Raw genomic sequence first — 15,690 nt, forward strand, 5'->3', positions numbered from 1 at the left:
ACATAGAGAGCAACCATGAATCCGTCACCTCGCGATCTGCTGCGCAGGATGTTCGATGCCGCCGTCAACGCTGCCCAGCCGGTGCATTGCATCCCGCCGCATCTGCCGGCGCGGCCCAAGGGGCGGCTGATCGTGATCGGGGCCGGCAAAGCTTCGGCGGCGATGGCCCGGGCGGTCGAGGATCATTGGGACGGTCCGCTGGACGGTTTGGTGGTGACGCGCTATGGCTACGCTGTGCCGTGCCAGCGCATCGAGATCGTCGAAGCGGCGCATCCGGTGCCTGATGCGGCCGGACTGGCCGCGGCCACGCGCATCATGGAACGGGTGCAGGGCCTCGCACCCGACGACCTGGTGCTATGTCTGATTTCCGGCGGCGGCTCGGCGTTGCTCGCGCTTCCCCATGAGGGCATTACGCTGGAGGACAAGCAGCGGGTCGTGCGCGCGCTGCTCAAATCGGGCGCCACCATCAGCGAGATGAACTGCGTGCGCCGCCACCTCTCGGCAGTGAAGGGCGGGCGGCTTGCCGCCGCCTGTCATCCCGCGAAAGTCGTCACGCTGCTGATTTCCGATGTGCCGGGCGATAACCCGATGGACATCGCGTCCGGCCCTACGGTACCTGATCCGACTACCTGTGCCGATGCGCTCGGAATCATCAGGCGCTATGGTATCGAGGTGCCGTTGAGGGTGCGCACACTACTCGAAAGTGGCGAAAGCGAAACCGTCAAACCGGGTGATCCGCGTCTCGCGGGCATCGACACGCGCATGATCGCCACGCCGCAAATGGCGCTGGAAGCCGCCGCGCAAGTCGCGCGCGAAGCCGGCTTCGCCAGTCATATCCTGGGCGACAGCATCGAGGGCGAGGCCAGCGACGTCGGCAAAGTGATGGCCGGCATCGCGTTGCAGGTCGCGCAGCATAACCAGCCGTTCCAGCCGCCGTGTGTGCTGCTTTCAGGCGGTGAAACCACGGTCACCGTGCGCGGCGAAGGGCGCGGCGGACGCAATGTCGAGTTTCTTCTTTCGCTCGCCATTGCACTTGGCGCTCACCCCGGCATCCACGCGGTGGCTGGAGACACCGACGGCGTGGACGGCCTGGAGGAAATTGCCGGCGCTTTTGTCGCTCCCGATACGCTCGCCCGCGCCTGGGCTCAAGGTATCAAACCTCGCGATGCGCTCACCGAAAACGACGGCCACGGTTTCTTCGAGGCGCTCGGCGACTCGATGGTGACCGGGCCGACGCTGACCAATGTGAACGATTTCCGCGCCATCCTCCTCACTGAAAACGTCGCAAGAGAGAACTGATATGAGCACCGACACGCGCCGCAACCGCAATGCCAAGATCGTCGCCACGCTGGGGCCGGCGAGTGCAGACCGGGCAACCATAGAAGCCCTGTTCCATGCCGGCGCGGATGTTTTTCGCCTCAACTTCAGTCACGGAACGCACGAAGACCACAAGCAGCGCCTCGATACCATCCGCGCGATCGAGCGTGATCTGGGGCGGCCGATCAGCGTGCTGCTCGATCTGCAGGGACCCAAGCTGCGGGTCGGCACCTTTGCCGACGGGCCTATCCAACTGGCGGCCGGCGACAGCTTCCGGCTCGATCTCGACCGCGACAAGGCGGGTGACAGGACCCGCGCCGCGCTGCCTCATCCTGAGATTTTCGCCGCGCTCACCGAGGGCACAGATCTGCTGCTCGACGACGGGCGGGTGCGCCTGCGTGTCGAACGCTGCGGTCGCGATTTTGCGGAGACGCGCGTCATCAATGGCGGCGCGCTGTCGGACCGCAAGGGCGTCAACGTCCCCGGGGTGGTGTTGCCGCTGTCCGCGCTGACCGAGAAGGATCGCAAGGATCTCGACTTCGGCTTCACGCTGGGAATCGACTGGATTGCGCTGTCTTTCGTGCAACGTCCGGAGGATATCCGCGAGATCAAGGAGATCGTCAAGGGCCGCGCGGGGATCTGCGCCAAGCTGGAGAAGCCCGCGGCGATCCTGAGTCTGGATGAGATCGTTGCGGAGACTGACGCCGTGATGGTGGCGCGCGGCGACCTTGGCGTGGAGATGCCCGCCGAGCAGGTGCCGGCGATCCAGAAGCGTATCGTGCGGGCCTGCCGCAAGGCCGGCAAACCGGTGATCGTGGCCACGCAGATGCTCGAGTCGATGGTCAGCGCGCCGGTGCCTACGCGCGCCGAAGCCTCCGACGTGGCCACCGCCATCTATGACGGCGCCGACGCGGTGATGCTGTCGGCCGAATCGGCTTCGGGCAAATATCCGGTGGAGGCGGTGAGCATGATGAGCAGCATCATCGCCCAGACCGAGGCGGACCCGCACTATCGCGAAGCGATCGAAGCATCGCATTCGGCACCGCGCGCGGATCTGGCGGACGCCATCGGCTGCGCGATGCGGCGGGTAGCAGGGCTGCTGCATGTGGCCGCCACGGTCGCCTATACCAGCTCCGGCTATTCCGCGCTGCGCATGGCGCGCGAACGCCCTGAGGCGCCGATCATCGGCATGACGCCGCGGCTCGCCACCGCACGACGCCTGGCCCTCGTGTGGGGTGTGCATTCGGTGCTGTGCAACGAAGTCGAGAGCGTACCCGAGATGAGCAATCTCGCCTGCCTGACCGCGGTGAAGGAGGGGTTCGGCGAGGCCGGGCAGACCATCGTCATCTCGGCGGGCATGCCCTTCGGCACCTCCGGCACAACCAACCTGCTGCGCATTGCGCAGATCTAGAACGGTGGTGAACGGCGGCTTAACTTGCTTCTGAGGAAGAAATGTCAATGGCAAAGATCCAGGATATCCGCGGCTACGAAATTCTCGATTCGCGCGGCAACCCGACGGTGGCTGCGGAAGTCTTGCTCGATTCCGGCGCACGCGGCGAAGCGGCGGTTCCATCGGGCGCCTCGACCGGCATGCGCGAAGCGATCGAGTTGCGTGACGGCGATCCGATGCGCTACGGCGGCAAGGGCGTTCGAAAGGCGGTTGCCCACGTACGCGATGAGATCTCCCGTCTGCTGAAGGGACGCGACCCCGCCGACCAGGCCGGTATCGATCAGGCCATGATCGAGCTGGACGGCACGCCCGGCAAATCGAGTCTCGGCGCCAATGCCATCCTCGCGGTCTCATTGGCGACGGCGCACGCCGCGGCGGCCGACGCGAGACAGCCGCTCTATCGCTACCTGGGCGACGGCCGGGAACCGCTTCTGCCCGTGCCGATGATGAACGTGATCAACGGTGGCGCGCACGCCGACAACAAGGTGGACGTGCAGGAGTTTCTGATTCTGCCGGTAGGCGCACCCAGCTTCAGCGAGGCACTGCGTTACGGTACCGAGGTCTTCCACGCATTAAAACACTTGCTGCATGAACGAGGCCTGAGCACGGCGGTGGGCGATGAGGGCGGCTTCGCGCCGAATCTGGCGTCGAACGAGGAAGCACTCAACATCCTGATGCTGGCCATTGAGAAAGCGGGGTATCGGCCGGGTGAAGACATCTATCTCGGTGTCGACGCTGCCAGTTCCGAGTTCTATTCCGGCGGCGAATATCGTCTCGACGCCGAAGGCAAGACGCTCAGCTCAGCGCAGTTCGCCGACTATCTCGCCGACTGGGTGCGCAAATACCCGGTGCTGTCCATCGAAGACGGCATGGCTGAGGAGGACTGGAGCGGCTGGAAGCACTTGACCGGCCAGTTGACGAAAACGGTGCAACTGGTTGGCGACGACGTGTTCGTTACCAACGCCGGGATATTGAAACGCGGGATCGAGGAGGGCGTGGGCAATTCGATTCTCATCAAGGTGAACCAGATCGGCACGCTGACCGAAACGCTGGCCGCCATCGACATGGCGCGCAACGCCGGCTATACGACCGTGATGTCGCATCGTTCGGGGGAGACCGAAGACGTCACGATTGCCGACCTGGCCGTTGCGACGGCAACCGGGCAGATCAAGACGGGCTCGTTGTCGCGCTCGGACCGCGTGGCGAAGTACAACCGCCTGTTGCGCATCGAGGCGGAGTTGGGAAGTTTAGCCCGATATGCCGGGCGCGAGGCCTTTCCGGTCCTGAAATAGCCATCGGCCACGGTGTCTGCCGCGCGGCAGGCGCGGACACCGGCATCAAGCGCTATCTCGCGTCTCGAGAATAAATCATATCGCTGGAGGAAGACATGCCTAAATTTTTCAAGTCGCTATTTGGTCAGGTGGTTATCGCCCTGATACTCGGCATCGTGCTTGGTGTCTTCGTTCCCGACTTCGCCGTCAAGCTGAAGCCGCTGGGTGACGGTTTCATCAAGCTCGTCAAGATGCTGATCGCGCCCATCGTTTTCTGCGTCGTGGTGCATGGCATCGCCGGTGCGGGCGATCTCAAGAAGGTCGGGCGGGTCGGTGGAAAAGCCGTGCTGTACTTTGAGGTGATCACCACCATTGCGCTTGCGCTGGGTGTCGTACTTGGTTATGTCCTGAAGCCTGGCGTCGGCATGAATATCGACCCCAAAACGCTCGATCCGGCGGCGCTCAGTTCGTACCTGACCACGGCAGCCCACGTCAAGAATTCAGGGGTGTCCGATTTCTTCATGAGGATCATTCCCGAAACCTTCATTGGCGCATTCGCCAATGGCGACGTCCTGCAGGTGCTGCTGATTTCGATCCTGTTCGGTTGCGCGCTTTCCATGCTTGGTGCGCCGTTCAAACCGGTCACGCATTTCATCGAGCAGATTTCGCACGTGCTGTTCAAGATCATGTTCTTCATTGTGAAGCTCGCTCCCCTGGGGGTACTGGGTGCGGTTGCCTTCACGGTCGGCAAGTACGGCCTCGGCTCGCTCAAACAACTGGGTTATCTGGTCGGAACGTTTTATCTCGCCGTGGTGCTCTTCGTCATTTTCATCAGCGGCGGTGTTTTGCGCCTGTGTGGTTTCAATATCTTCAAGTTGATCAGGTACATGAAGGACGAACTGCTGGTGGTGCTGGGGACGGCCTCTTCAGACAGCGTGCTGCCGCAGATCATGAAGAAGCTGGAGCGCCTGGGCATCAAGGACTCCACCGTAGGACTGGTCATTCCGACCGGCTACTCTTTTAATCTTGACGCCTTTTCGATGTACCTCACGCTGGCGGCCGTGTTCATCGCCCAGGCAACCAACACGCCGCTGACCCTCGGACACCTGCTCATCATCCTGGGTGTCGCCATGATCACCTCCAAGGGCGCACACGGCGTTCCCGGTTCCGCCATTGTGATTCTTGCGGCGACGCTTTCCGCCATTCCCGACATTCCGGTGCTGGGGCTGGTACTGGTGCTGGCGGTCGACTGGTTCATGGGGATTGCGCGGGCAGCGGGCAACATGATCGGCAATTGTGTGGCCACCGTGGTTATCGCCGTATGGGAGAAGGATATCGACAAGGCACAGGCACGGCGTGTTCTGAACGGTGAGGTGGAAGTCGATCTCGACGAACATCCTGAGGAGTTCATACCGGTCATGGGAACGATGAAATGAATTGCCGCGGACACATGGCGACAGTTTGTTCCAGACCATGTGCGCGGGTGTCAGACAGATGAGCTTCGAATTCGTCATTGCACCCGTGCCCATGGCCGGGCTGTGGCGTCACTCTTTAACGGAGGCAGGAAATGGATGAAGTCGTTATCGTCGCCGCTGGACGCACGGCAGTGGGCAAATTCGGCGGCTCGCTCGCCAGGGTTGCCGCCGCCGACCTGGGCGCGCACGTCATCAGGCATCTGCTCGCGAAGGTTGGCATCGGCGCTGATCAGGTGAGCGAAGTCATCCTGGGCCAGGTGCTCACGGCCGGCGTCGGTCAGAACCCCGCACGCCAGGCGTCGATCCGGGCGGGCCTCGACCCCACGGTTCCGGCACTGACGATCAACAAGGTATGTGGCTCCGGGCTCAAAGCCACGCACCTCGCAGCGCAGGCGATCAAGGCGGGGGATGCCGACATCGTGGTCGCCGGGGGCCAGGAGAATATGAGCGCGTCGGCACATGTGCTGCCCAACTCGCGTGACGGCTTTCGTATGGGCGACGCGAAACTGGTCGACACGATGATCGTCGACGGTCTATGGGATGCATTCAACCAGTACCACATGGGCATCACGGCCGAGAACGTGGCGAAGCAATACGGCATTTCGCGTGAGGAGCAGGACGAGTTTGCGGCCCGCTCGCAGCAGAAGGCCGAGGCGGCGCAGAAGGAAGGCCGGTTCAAGGACGAGATCATCGCGCTGGAGATCCCTTCAAGAAAGGGGCCGCCTCTGTCTTTCGACACCGATGAATTCATCAAGACGGGCGTCACCGTAGAGGCGCTCAGTGCACTGCGCCCTGCATTCACGAAGGACGGAACGGTCACCGCGGGCAACGCCTCGGGCATCAACGATGGCGCCGCGGCGGTCGTGATGATGTCGGCGAGGAAGGCTGAGCTGCTTGGGCTCACGCCTCTGGCACGCATCAAGGCTTATGCCTCGGCCGGCGTAGACCCGAGCGTGATGGGTATGGGCCCGGTGCCGGCCTCTCAATTGTGTCTGAAGAAGGCCGGCTGGACCCCGCGCGACGTGGATCTGATGGAGATCAACGAAGCGTTCGCCGCACAGGCGATCGCAGTGAACAAACAGATGGAATGGGATACGGGCAGGATCAACGTGAACGGCGGGGCGATCGCGATCGGCCATCCTATCGGCGCGTCCGGCTGCCGCATCCTCGTGACGCTCATCCACGAGATGATCCGGCGCGACGCGAAGCGCGGGCTCGCCAGCCTGTGCATTGGCGGAGGGATGGGCGTGGCGCTCGCGATCGAGCGCTAGGACTGAACACACAACTCACAGTACACAGCGAGCAGAAAACATGACCATTACCTTGAACACCCCGCAGGAATTCGTCACCCGTTGGCTCGACCTGGCTCAACCGCGTCTCGGCGCCAGGCCGATCTCCTGCTCCGACGAGTGGTTCGCGCCGGCCGAGCGCATGTTGAGCCCCGACCCGGCCGTGTTCATCGTCGGCAAATTCGACGATCACGGCAAGTGGATGGACGGCTGGGAAACACGACGCCGCAGAGGTGGCGGCTACGATCATTGCGTCGTCAAGCTCGGGCTGCCCGGCATCGTCAAGGGCGTGGATATCGACACCAGCCACTTCACTGGCAACTATCCGCCGGCAGCGTCGCTTGACGCCTGCTACAGCGAAGGCGATCCGACCGCCAGGACGGAATGGCACGAGATTGTGCCGTCGGTCAACCTGCAAGGCAATTCCCACCACTACGTGTCGGTCGAGGATGAACGCACGTGGACCCACATTCGTCTCAACATCTATCCGGATGGCGGCGTCGCACGCCTGCGCGTTTACGGACAGGTTCAATGCAACTGGGACAAACGCGATCCGCAGGCCGTGCTGGACCTTTGCGCGGCGGAAAACGGCGGTCGCCCAATTGCGTGGAACGACTCGCACTTCGGGCCACCGCATCCGTTGTTGACGCCAGGACGCGGCGTCAATATGGGTGACGGTTGGGAGACGCGGCGCCGCCGCGAACCGGGCAACGACTGGTTGATCATCGAGCTGGGGCATCTCGGTACGATCGAGGAAATCGTCGTCGATACGGCCCACTTCAAGGGCAACTATCCCGACCGCTGTTCCATTCAGGCGGCTCATGTGACCGGCGGAACCGAGCAGTCGCTGATCACGCAGAGCATGTTCTGGCCGGTACTGCTGCCCGAGCAGAAGCTGGAAATGGACGCCATCCACACCTTCAAGGAGCAGGTACAGGGCATCGGACCGGTCAGCCATGTGCGCCTGAACATCTTCCCGGATGGCGGCATCAGCCGCTTGCGTCTGTTCGGCAAAATTGCGTGAGCGCGCCGGAGGAGAACGATATGTCATCGCAAACGCTGGAACTGATGCCGCTGACGCACGAAGCATTCGCGTCGTTTGGGAATGTTATCGAGTATGACGGCCGGGACTTTTTTCACATCAACGACAAGATGGTCGAGCGCTATCACGACCTGGCGAAAGTGGACACCCAGGAGGCAGGAGGCAGAACGCTAATCAGCTGGCTGCGCGCCAGGCCGAACACGTTTCCGTCCAGGGTGAGATTTGTCGAGCGCCACCAGTTGTCGAGTCAGGCGTTTATTCCGCTCGATGACAACCCGTTTGTCGTGGTGGTCGCGCCGCGCGGCGATACGGTAAACGTGGGCGATCTACGTGCCTTCATCACGAACGGCAGACAGGGGGTGAACTATCACCGCGGGGTGTGGCACCACGTCCTGCTGGTGCCGAAGCAGGCAATGCAATTCATCGTGGTTGATCGCGGTGGGCCAGAACGGAATTGCGACGAATTCTGGTTTGCGGAAGAGGAGCAGCCCACGCTAGAAGTGTAGAGGGACTGTGCCAGCGATACAGGACCGGATATTCGTTGCTGGTTTCGTTAGTCATTTAATCAGGATGGCTGATCGTGTGGCGGCGCTGTTATTGCTGCGGTACCGACGAGCGGCTATCGAGTCACAAAAATAACTGATCTCAGAGGAGTTCGATCATGGCTGAACGAGTGGTACTGGTAACCGGCGGCATGGGAGGCCTGGGCGAGGCGATCTGTACCAAGATGGCGGACGCGGGCTGTCGCGTCGCCACGACCTATTCTCCAGGCAACAGGAAGGTCAGCGACTGGCTGGCGACGATGAAGCAGAAGGGCTATGACATCGTCGCCGTGCCCTGCGATGTGACCGAATACGAGTCCTGCGCCAAAGCGGCCGCCGAGGTTCAGGCCAGGCTTGGTCCTATCGATATTCTGGTCAACAACGCCGGCATCACCCGGGATATGACCTTCAAGAAAATGGACAAACTCAACTGGGACGCGGTGCTTCGGACCAATCTCGACAGTCTGTTCAATATGTCGAAGCCGGTTGTCGACGCGATGGTCGAGCGCGGCTGGGGGAGGGTGATCAATGTGTCTTCTGTCAACGGCTCCAAGGGCGCATTCGGGCAGACCAACTACTCCGCCGCCAAGGCGGGCGTGCATGGTTTCAGCAAGGCGCTCGCTCTCGAAGTGGCGCGCAAGGGTGTCACGGTGAATACCGTTTCACCCGGCTATATCGGCACCGCGATGGTGACGGCCATTCCGAAGGACGTGCTGGATTCGAAGATCCTGCCGCAAATCCCGATGGGACGTCTTGGGAAGCCGGATGAAGTGGCGGGTTTGATCATCTACCTGGCTTCCGACGAGGCCGCGTTCGTCACCGGCGCCAATATCGCGATCAACGGCGGGCAGCACATGCAGTAGCAGATAGGCCGGTGTTTGCCGGCCTGTGCAGGTCAATATGCAGTCGGCCGCCATTATCCAGACACGCGCACCTGAGCATGATGCGCCGTCTGGACCCTTGAGGGGCGATTTCGGCAGCCACGTCACCCTGATCGCTCTGCCGCACGTGGCCGCGCACGCACTGTCCCGACAACTGGAGGACCCATGTTCTACCAATGGCATGAACTACAGCGTGCGTTTCTGGGCCCGCTGACTGCCGGGGCGCAAGCTGTCTCGAACTCGTTCGCGAATCCCGCCAGTCCTTTTGCCTATCTGCCAGGTGCCAATCGTCTGTCGGCCGGCTACGAACTTCTTTACCGGCTCGGCAAGGATTACGAAAAACCTGAATTCAACCTGCGTCAGATCGTGAAGGACGGCCACAACATTCCGATCATCGAACAGAGGATCATGGAAAGGCCGTTCTGCCGCCTGCTGCGCTTCAAGCGTTTCGCCGATGACAGCCAGACGGTCGCGCGGATGAAAGTCGAGCCGGCCGTGCTGGTGTGCGCGCCGCTGTCAGGCCATCATTCCACGCTGTTGCGCGACACGGTGCGCACTCTGCTGCAGGACCACAAGGTGTACATCACCGACTGGATCGACGCGCGCATGGTGCCAATCGAAGAGGGCACGTTCCATCTCGACGATTACGTCGCTTACATTCAGGACTTCATTCGCCACATTGGCGCCGGCAATCTGCACGTGATTTCCGTTTGTCAGCCGACGGTGCCGGTGCTTGCCGCCATTTCGCTGATGGCGAGCCGCGGCGAAGACACGCCACGCACGATGACCATGATGGGCGGCCCGATCGACGCGCGCAAGAGTCCCACTTCGGTGAATTCGCTCGCCACACAGCGCTCGTTCGAATGGTTCGACAACCATGTGATTCACACGGTGCCGCCGAACTATCCGGGCGGCGGTCGCAAGGTCTATCCGGGCTTTCTGCAGCATGCCGGTTTTGTTGCGACGAACCCTGAGCGGCATGCAGCATCGCACTGGGATTACTACCAGAGCCTGCTGCGCGGCGACGAGGAGGACGCCGAGGCACATCGCCGCTTTTATGACGAGTACAACGCCGTGCTCGACATGGACGCCGACTACTATCTCGACACGATCCGCGTGGTTTTCCAGGAATTCCGCCTGGCTGAAGGCACGTGGGATGTGGCCGGCGAGCGGGTGCAGCCGCAGGACATCAGGAAGACCGCGCTCTTCACGATCGAAGGCGAACTCGACGACATCTCCGGTGACGGCCAGACACGCGCGGCGCACGATCTGTGCAGCGGTATTCGTCCAGAGGACAAGCTGCATTTCACTGCGGAGAAGTGCGGCCACTACGGCATTTTCTCGGGGCGACGCTGGCGAACCGTCATCTATCCGCAACTGCGCGAATTCATCCTCGCATACAGCAAGGTACCCAGACACGAGCCCGAGGAGGTCGTGGCGTAGGCGAGTCTTTCGTGCCGGGTGACCGGCGCGTGTGTTGGGGGGCGGCGCACGACTCATGACGGTACGCAAGCGGTGTATCAGCACATTGTCATTCGCATCTTTGTAATCTGATTGATCAGGGAGAGGAGACATCATGGCGAACACGCTGCCGCTGCCGAAGGGCATGGAAATCACAGTGGGGATCAGGCCGGGCTTTGAGGCAATCCTCACTCCGGAAGCGCTCGAATTTGTCGCGAAGCTGCACCGGGCGTTCGAGCCGCGTCGTCAGGCGCTTCTGCAGGTGCGCGTCGAGCGTACCAGGCAGTTCGATGCGGGCGAGCGCCCCGACTTCCTCGCTGAGACCAAAAGCGTGCGCGAGGGTGACTGGAAAATCGCGCCGCTGCCCCACGATCTGCAATGCCGTCGCGTGGAAATTACCGGCCCGGTCGAGCGCAAGATGATCATTAACGCGCTGAATTCCGGTGCGGATTCGTACATGGCGGACTTCGAAGATTCGAACGCACCGAGCTGGGATAACCAGATTACCGGTCAACTCAATCTGATGGACGCGGTGCGCCGCTCGATTTCGCTCGAACAGAACGGCAGATCGTATCAACTCAACGAGACGCTTGCGACGCTAATCGTGCGTCCGCGTGGCTGGCACCTCGATGAGAAGCACGTGATGGTCGATAGTCAGCGCGTATCAGGCGGCATTTTCGATTTCGCACTGTTCCTGTTCCATAACGCCAAAGAACAGCTCGCCCGCGGCACGGCCCCGTACTTCTATCTGCCGAAGATGGAGAGCCATCTCGAAGCGCGTCTGTGGAACGATATTTTCATTGCGGCACAGGACGCCATCGGTATTCCACGCGGAACGATTCGCGCGACCGTGCTGATCGAAACGATCCTCGCCGCATTCGAAATGGACGAAATCCTGTACGAACTGCGCGAACACAGTTCGGGGCTGAACGCCGGCCGCTGGGACTACATCTTCTCGGCGATCAAGAAATTCAGAAACGACAAGGACTTCTGTCTGGCCGACCGCTCGCGGATCACAATGACCGTGCCATTCATGCGTGCGTATGCGCTGCTACTGTTGAAAACCTGCCATCGCCGCGAAGCGCCGGCGATCGGTGGCATGAGCGCACTGATTCCGATCAGGAACGATCCGATTGCGAACGAAAAGGCAATGGCGGGGGTGCGTTCGGGCAAGGCGCGCGATGCGGCTGATGGCTACGATGGCGGCTGGGTCGCCCACCCGGGGCTCGTGCCGATCGCGATGGCAGAGTTCGTCAGGGTGCTGGGCGACAGGCCGAACCAGATCGGCAAGCAGCGCGATGACGTGCAGGTAAGCGCGAAGGATCTGCTCGGCTTCAGTCCGGAAGGGCCGATCACCGAAGCGGGTTTGCGCAACAACATCAACGTCGGGATTCACTACCTGGGAGCGTGGCTTGCGGGCAATGGCTGCGTGCCGATTCACAACCTGATGGAAGACGCCGCCACTGCGGAGATTTCACGCTCGCAAGTGTGGCAATGGATTCGTTCGCCGAAGGGCAAGCTCGACGACGGCCGAAAGGTCACGGCCGAACTGGTGCGCAACTTGACCGGTGAGGAACTGGACAAGGTGAAGGAGGAGGTCGGCGGCGACACGAAGCCGTACGATCGCGCCGCGCAAATCTTCGAAGAAATGTCGACCTCAGAGCAGTTCACCGACTTCCTGACGCTGCCGCTGTACGAGGACATATAACCCAAAACGTGCCGGTAGCCGGGCGTCCCGGTCGAACGGTTCTGCACGGGATGCGGACCGATGGTCGTAAAACGGTTCGCATGTAAGCGAATTTTTCATTCTGCGATTGCAATACAAGTGTAATGTGAAAAGGGAGCGTGGTTCAGCCCCCGCAGGAAGGCGAAGTCAGGCAAAATTCCAATACCCGTGTCGGCCTGTGATGCAATTCGCCCATCCATTTCACAATCTTGAGGCAACGTATGACGACCCAGCAACCCACGATCATCTACACCCTGACCGACGAAGCTCCGCTGCTGGCGACGAGTGCCTTCCTGCCCATTATTCGCACGTTCACTGCGTCGGCCGGAATCCAGGTCACTGCGAGCGACATCTCGGTCGCCAGCCGCATCCTGGGCGAATTTCCAGAATTTCTGACCGAGGCGCAGCGGGTGCCCGATAATCTGGCCGAGCTCGGTCGTCTGACCTTGTTGCCCGATACCAACATTATCAAACTGCCCAACATTAGCGCCTCGGTGCATCAGTTGATCGGTGCAATCAAGGAGTTGCAGGGGAAGGGCTACAACGTGCCGGATTTCCCTGAGGAGCCGAAAACCGAAGTCGAGAAAGCCATCCGCCAACGCTACTCGAAGTGCCTGGGCAGCGCGGTCAATCCCGTGCTGCGCGAGGGTAACTCGGACCGCCGCGCGCCTGCCGCCGTGAAGAACTACGCGCGCAAGAACCCGCATAGCATGGGCGAGTGGAGCATGGCTTCGCGCACGCACGTGGCCCACATGAAGCACGGCGACTTTTACCACGGCGAGAAGTCCATGACCGTGGACCACGCCCGCGACGTGAAGATGGAATTGCTGACACAAAGCGGTAAAGCCATTGTGCTCAAACCCAAGGTGTCGCTGCTGGACGGCGAGATCATCGACAGCATGTTCATGAGCAAGAAGGCGCTGTGCGACTTCTATGAGGAGCAGATGGAAGACGCCCGCAAAACGGGTGTGATGCTGTCGCTGCACGTCAAGGCCACGATGATGAAGGTTTCGCACCCCATCGTCTTCGGTCACGCAGTGAAGATTTTCTACAAGGAAGCCTTCGAGAAGCACGGCAAGCTGTTCGACGAGCTGGGTGTGAACGTCAACAATGGCCTCGTCAACCTGTACGACAAGCTGGAAACATTGCCCACTTCCAAGCGCGAAGAAATCATCCGCGATCTGCACGCCTGCCACGAGCACCGCCCCGAACTGGCGATGGTGGACTCGGCCAAGGGCATCTCCAACCTGCATGCGCCCAACGACGTGATCGTGGATGCCTCGATGCCGGCCATGATCCGCATCGGCGGCAAGATGTGGGGCGCCGACGGCCGTCCGAAGGACACCAAGGCCGTGATCCCGGAAAGCACGTTCGCCCGCATCTACCAGGAGATCATCAACTTCTGCAAAACCAACGGCAACTTCGACCCGGTCACCATGGGCACCGTGCCCAACGTCGGGCTGATGGCCCAGCAGGCCGAGGAATACGGCTCGCACGACAAAACCTTTGAAGTACACGAAGCAGGCGAAGCCCGCATCGTCGACCTTGCCACCGGCGAAGTCCTTCTCACGCAGAATGTGGAAGAAGGGGACATCTGGCGCATGTGTCAGGTCAAGGACGCGCCCATTCGCGACTGGGTCAAGCTGGCTGTCACACGCGCCCGCAACTCCGGCATGCCGGCCATCTTCTGGCTGGACCCGTATCGCCCGCATGAAGCGGAGATGATCAAGAAAGTCGAGACCTACCTCAAGGATCACGACACTACCGGCCTCGACATCCAGATCATGTCGCAGGTGCGAGCCATGCGTTACACGCTGGAGCGCGTCATCCGCGGGCTGGACACGATCTCGGTTACGGGCAATATCCTGCGCGACTACCTGACCGATCTGTTTCCCATCATGGAGCTGGGCACCAGCGCCAAGATGCTGTCCATCGTGCCGCTGATGGCCGGCGGCGGCATGTACGAAACCGGGGCGGGCGGCTCGGCGCCCAAGCACGTGAAGCAACTGGTGGAAGAAAACCACTTGCGCTGGGATTCCCTCGGTGAATTCCTGGCACTGGCGGTGTCGCTGGAGGAACTGGGCATCAAGACCGGTAATGCCAAGGCCAAAATATTGGCAAAGACACTGGATGCTGCCACGGGCAAGCTGCTGGAAAACAACCGGAACCCGTCGCCGAAGACAGGGCAACTGGACAACCGCGGCAGCCAGTTTTATCTCGCCATGTACTGGGCTCAGGGATTGGCCGAGCAAACCGAAGACGCCGAGCTTGCCGCGCATTTTGGGCCGTTGGCGAAGCAACTGACTGAGAACGAGCAGGCTATCGTGGCCGAATTTTCGGCCGTGCAAGGCCAGCCGGTAGACATTGGCGGTTACTACAAGCCCGACACCGAAAAGCTGGATGCCGTAATGCGTCCGAGCAAGACGTTGAATGCGGCGCTGTCGGCGGCTCAGTCTTAAGACATTGCGGCTGCCCTGTGAATCAGGGCAGCCTGTGCTCTGTCGCTCGTAGACCGGTGTCTTTCGGCATCTCGTGCAACGGTTCCATTGTGTCTGGCCGGTTGCACGCCTATCGTGTCACGGTATGGGGGATGTACGCGCCGAAGTAAAGCGCGCCCCTGCAGCGGTCATCCACCGATCAGATCGTCAAGCCGCAGCCGCGCTATCTTGTAGATCTGATCCAGGCTCGTGCGCAATTCTTCGGCGCGATTGTTGTTCATGCGTGCCTCGAAACTGGCGATGATGCCGTGCCGGTCATGGCCGCGCACCGCAAGAATGAACGGGAAACCGAATTTCTCGCGATAAGCCGCGTTTAGTCGCAGCAGCGTTTCGAATTCATCCTGAGTGCATTGATCGAGACCCGCGCCGCTTTGTTCGCGGGTTGACTCAGCAGTCAGTTCGCCGCGCACCGCCGCTTTACCCGCGAGTTCCGGGTGAGCATTGATGAGCGCGAGTTGCCGCACTATGCTTGCGGTTTCCACCGATCCAGACATGGTGCGATGCAGTGCCTCGACGCTGGCGAAAGGCCGCTGATTTGAGGCAATTTCCGCTACCCACGGCGAGTGCTCGAAGATGCCTGACAGCGTTGCAATAAATGCGTCGGCAGGCATGGTGTTCAATTGATCCAGAGTGTATCGCATGGTCGTCAGGGCGTATTGCCGCCGCCTGTTGGTTGTGGAAAGGGAGAGTGAAAGTCAGGCAATACGGTAGGCATGCATGACGCCTCGGCTACTTCAC

General features: G+C 61.2%; 12 protein-coding genes. 11 read left to right on the forward strand and 1 reads right to left on the reverse strand.

Annotation, left to right across the window (positions count from 1 at the left end):
* Positions 1-15: 15 nt before the first annotated feature.
* The 11 genes from PQQ95_RS15215 to PQQ95_RS15265 all read left to right on the forward strand — a co-directional run bounded on the left by PQQ95_RS15215 (position 16) and on the right by PQQ95_RS15265 (position 14,913).
* Entirely contained in the window at positions 16-1,299 is a 1,284-nt protein-coding gene (locus tag PQQ95_RS15215; RefSeq protein WP_408438208.1) for a glycerate kinase type-2 family protein, read from the forward strand.
* Position 1,300: 1 nt separating this feature from the next.
* Positions 1,301-2,728 carry a pyruvate kinase gene (gene pyk, locus PQQ95_RS15220; protein ID WP_408438209.1) on the forward strand — a complete coding sequence of 476 codons (1,428 nt, stop codon included), beginning with the start codon at positions 1,301-1,303 and terminating at the stop codon, positions 2,726-2,728.
* Positions 2,729-2,775: 47 nt separating this feature from the next.
* The gene (eno, locus tag PQQ95_RS15225; protein WP_408438210.1) at positions 2,776-4,059 is read left to right on the forward strand and encodes a phosphopyruvate hydratase; all 1,284 of its coding nucleotides are present in this window, start codon (positions 2,776-2,778) and stop codon (positions 4,057-4,059) included.
* A gap of 95 nt (positions 4,060-4,154) precedes the next feature.
* Entirely contained in the window at positions 4,155-5,474 is a 1,320-nt protein-coding gene (locus PQQ95_RS15230; protein WP_408438211.1) for a C4-dicarboxylate transporter DctA, read from the forward strand.
* A 131-nt stretch (positions 5,475-5,605) separates the two neighbouring features.
* A complete protein-coding gene (locus tag PQQ95_RS15235) occupies positions 5,606-6,784 on the forward strand; it encodes an acetyl-CoA C-acetyltransferase (protein WP_408438212.1) in 1,179 nt (392 codons plus the stop codon).
* 40 nt (positions 6,785-6,824) lie between these two features.
* Entirely contained in the window at positions 6,825-7,826 is a 1,002-nt protein-coding gene (gene alc, locus PQQ95_RS15240; protein WP_408438213.1) for an allantoicase, read from the forward strand.
* A 20-nt stretch (positions 7,827-7,846) separates the two neighbouring features.
* Positions 7,847-8,350: an ureidoglycolate lyase gene (locus PQQ95_RS15245; protein ID WP_408438214.1), complete on the forward strand. Its 504-nt coding sequence runs from the start codon at positions 7,847-7,849 to the stop codon at positions 8,348-8,350.
* Positions 8,351-8,505: 155 nt separating this feature from the next.
* Positions 8,506-9,249, forward strand: a complete 744-nt coding sequence (phbB, locus tag PQQ95_RS15250; RefSeq protein ID WP_408438215.1) for an acetoacetyl-CoA reductase — start codon at positions 8,506-8,508, stop codon at positions 9,247-9,249.
* A gap of 183 nt (positions 9,250-9,432) precedes the next feature.
* Positions 9,433-10,710 (forward strand): polyhydroxyalkanoate depolymerase, encoded by a 1,278-nt coding sequence (locus PQQ95_RS15255; protein WP_408438216.1) that lies wholly within the window; start codon positions 9,433-9,435, stop codon positions 10,708-10,710.
* A 133-nt stretch (positions 10,711-10,843) separates the two neighbouring features.
* On the forward strand, positions 10,844-12,436 hold the full coding sequence (gene aceB, locus PQQ95_RS15260) for a malate synthase A (protein WP_408438217.1): 1,593 nt from the start codon (positions 10,844-10,846) through the stop codon (positions 12,434-12,436).
* Between the two features lie 239 nt (positions 12,437-12,675).
* Complete coding sequence (locus PQQ95_RS15265; RefSeq protein ID WP_408438218.1) at positions 12,676-14,913, forward strand: NADP-dependent isocitrate dehydrogenase; 2,238 nt, start codon at positions 12,676-12,678, stop codon at positions 14,911-14,913.
* Positions 14,914-15,080: 167 nt separating this feature from the next.
* Here PQQ95_RS15265 and uraD read toward each other — a convergent pair whose 3' ends face one another.
* On the reverse strand, positions 15,081-15,602 hold the full coding sequence (gene uraD / locus PQQ95_RS15270) for a 2-oxo-4-hydroxy-4-carboxy-5-ureidoimidazoline decarboxylase (protein ID WP_408438226.1): 522 nt from the start codon (positions 15,600-15,602) through the stop codon (positions 15,081-15,083).
* Positions 15,603-15,690 lie beyond the last annotated feature (88 nt).

Origin of the sequence: Paraburkholderia caffeinilytica (assembly GCF_046030355.1) — a bacterium.
Classification (GTDB): domain Bacteria; phylum Pseudomonadota; class Gammaproteobacteria; order Burkholderiales; family Burkholderiaceae; genus Paraburkholderia; species Paraburkholderia caffeinilytica_B.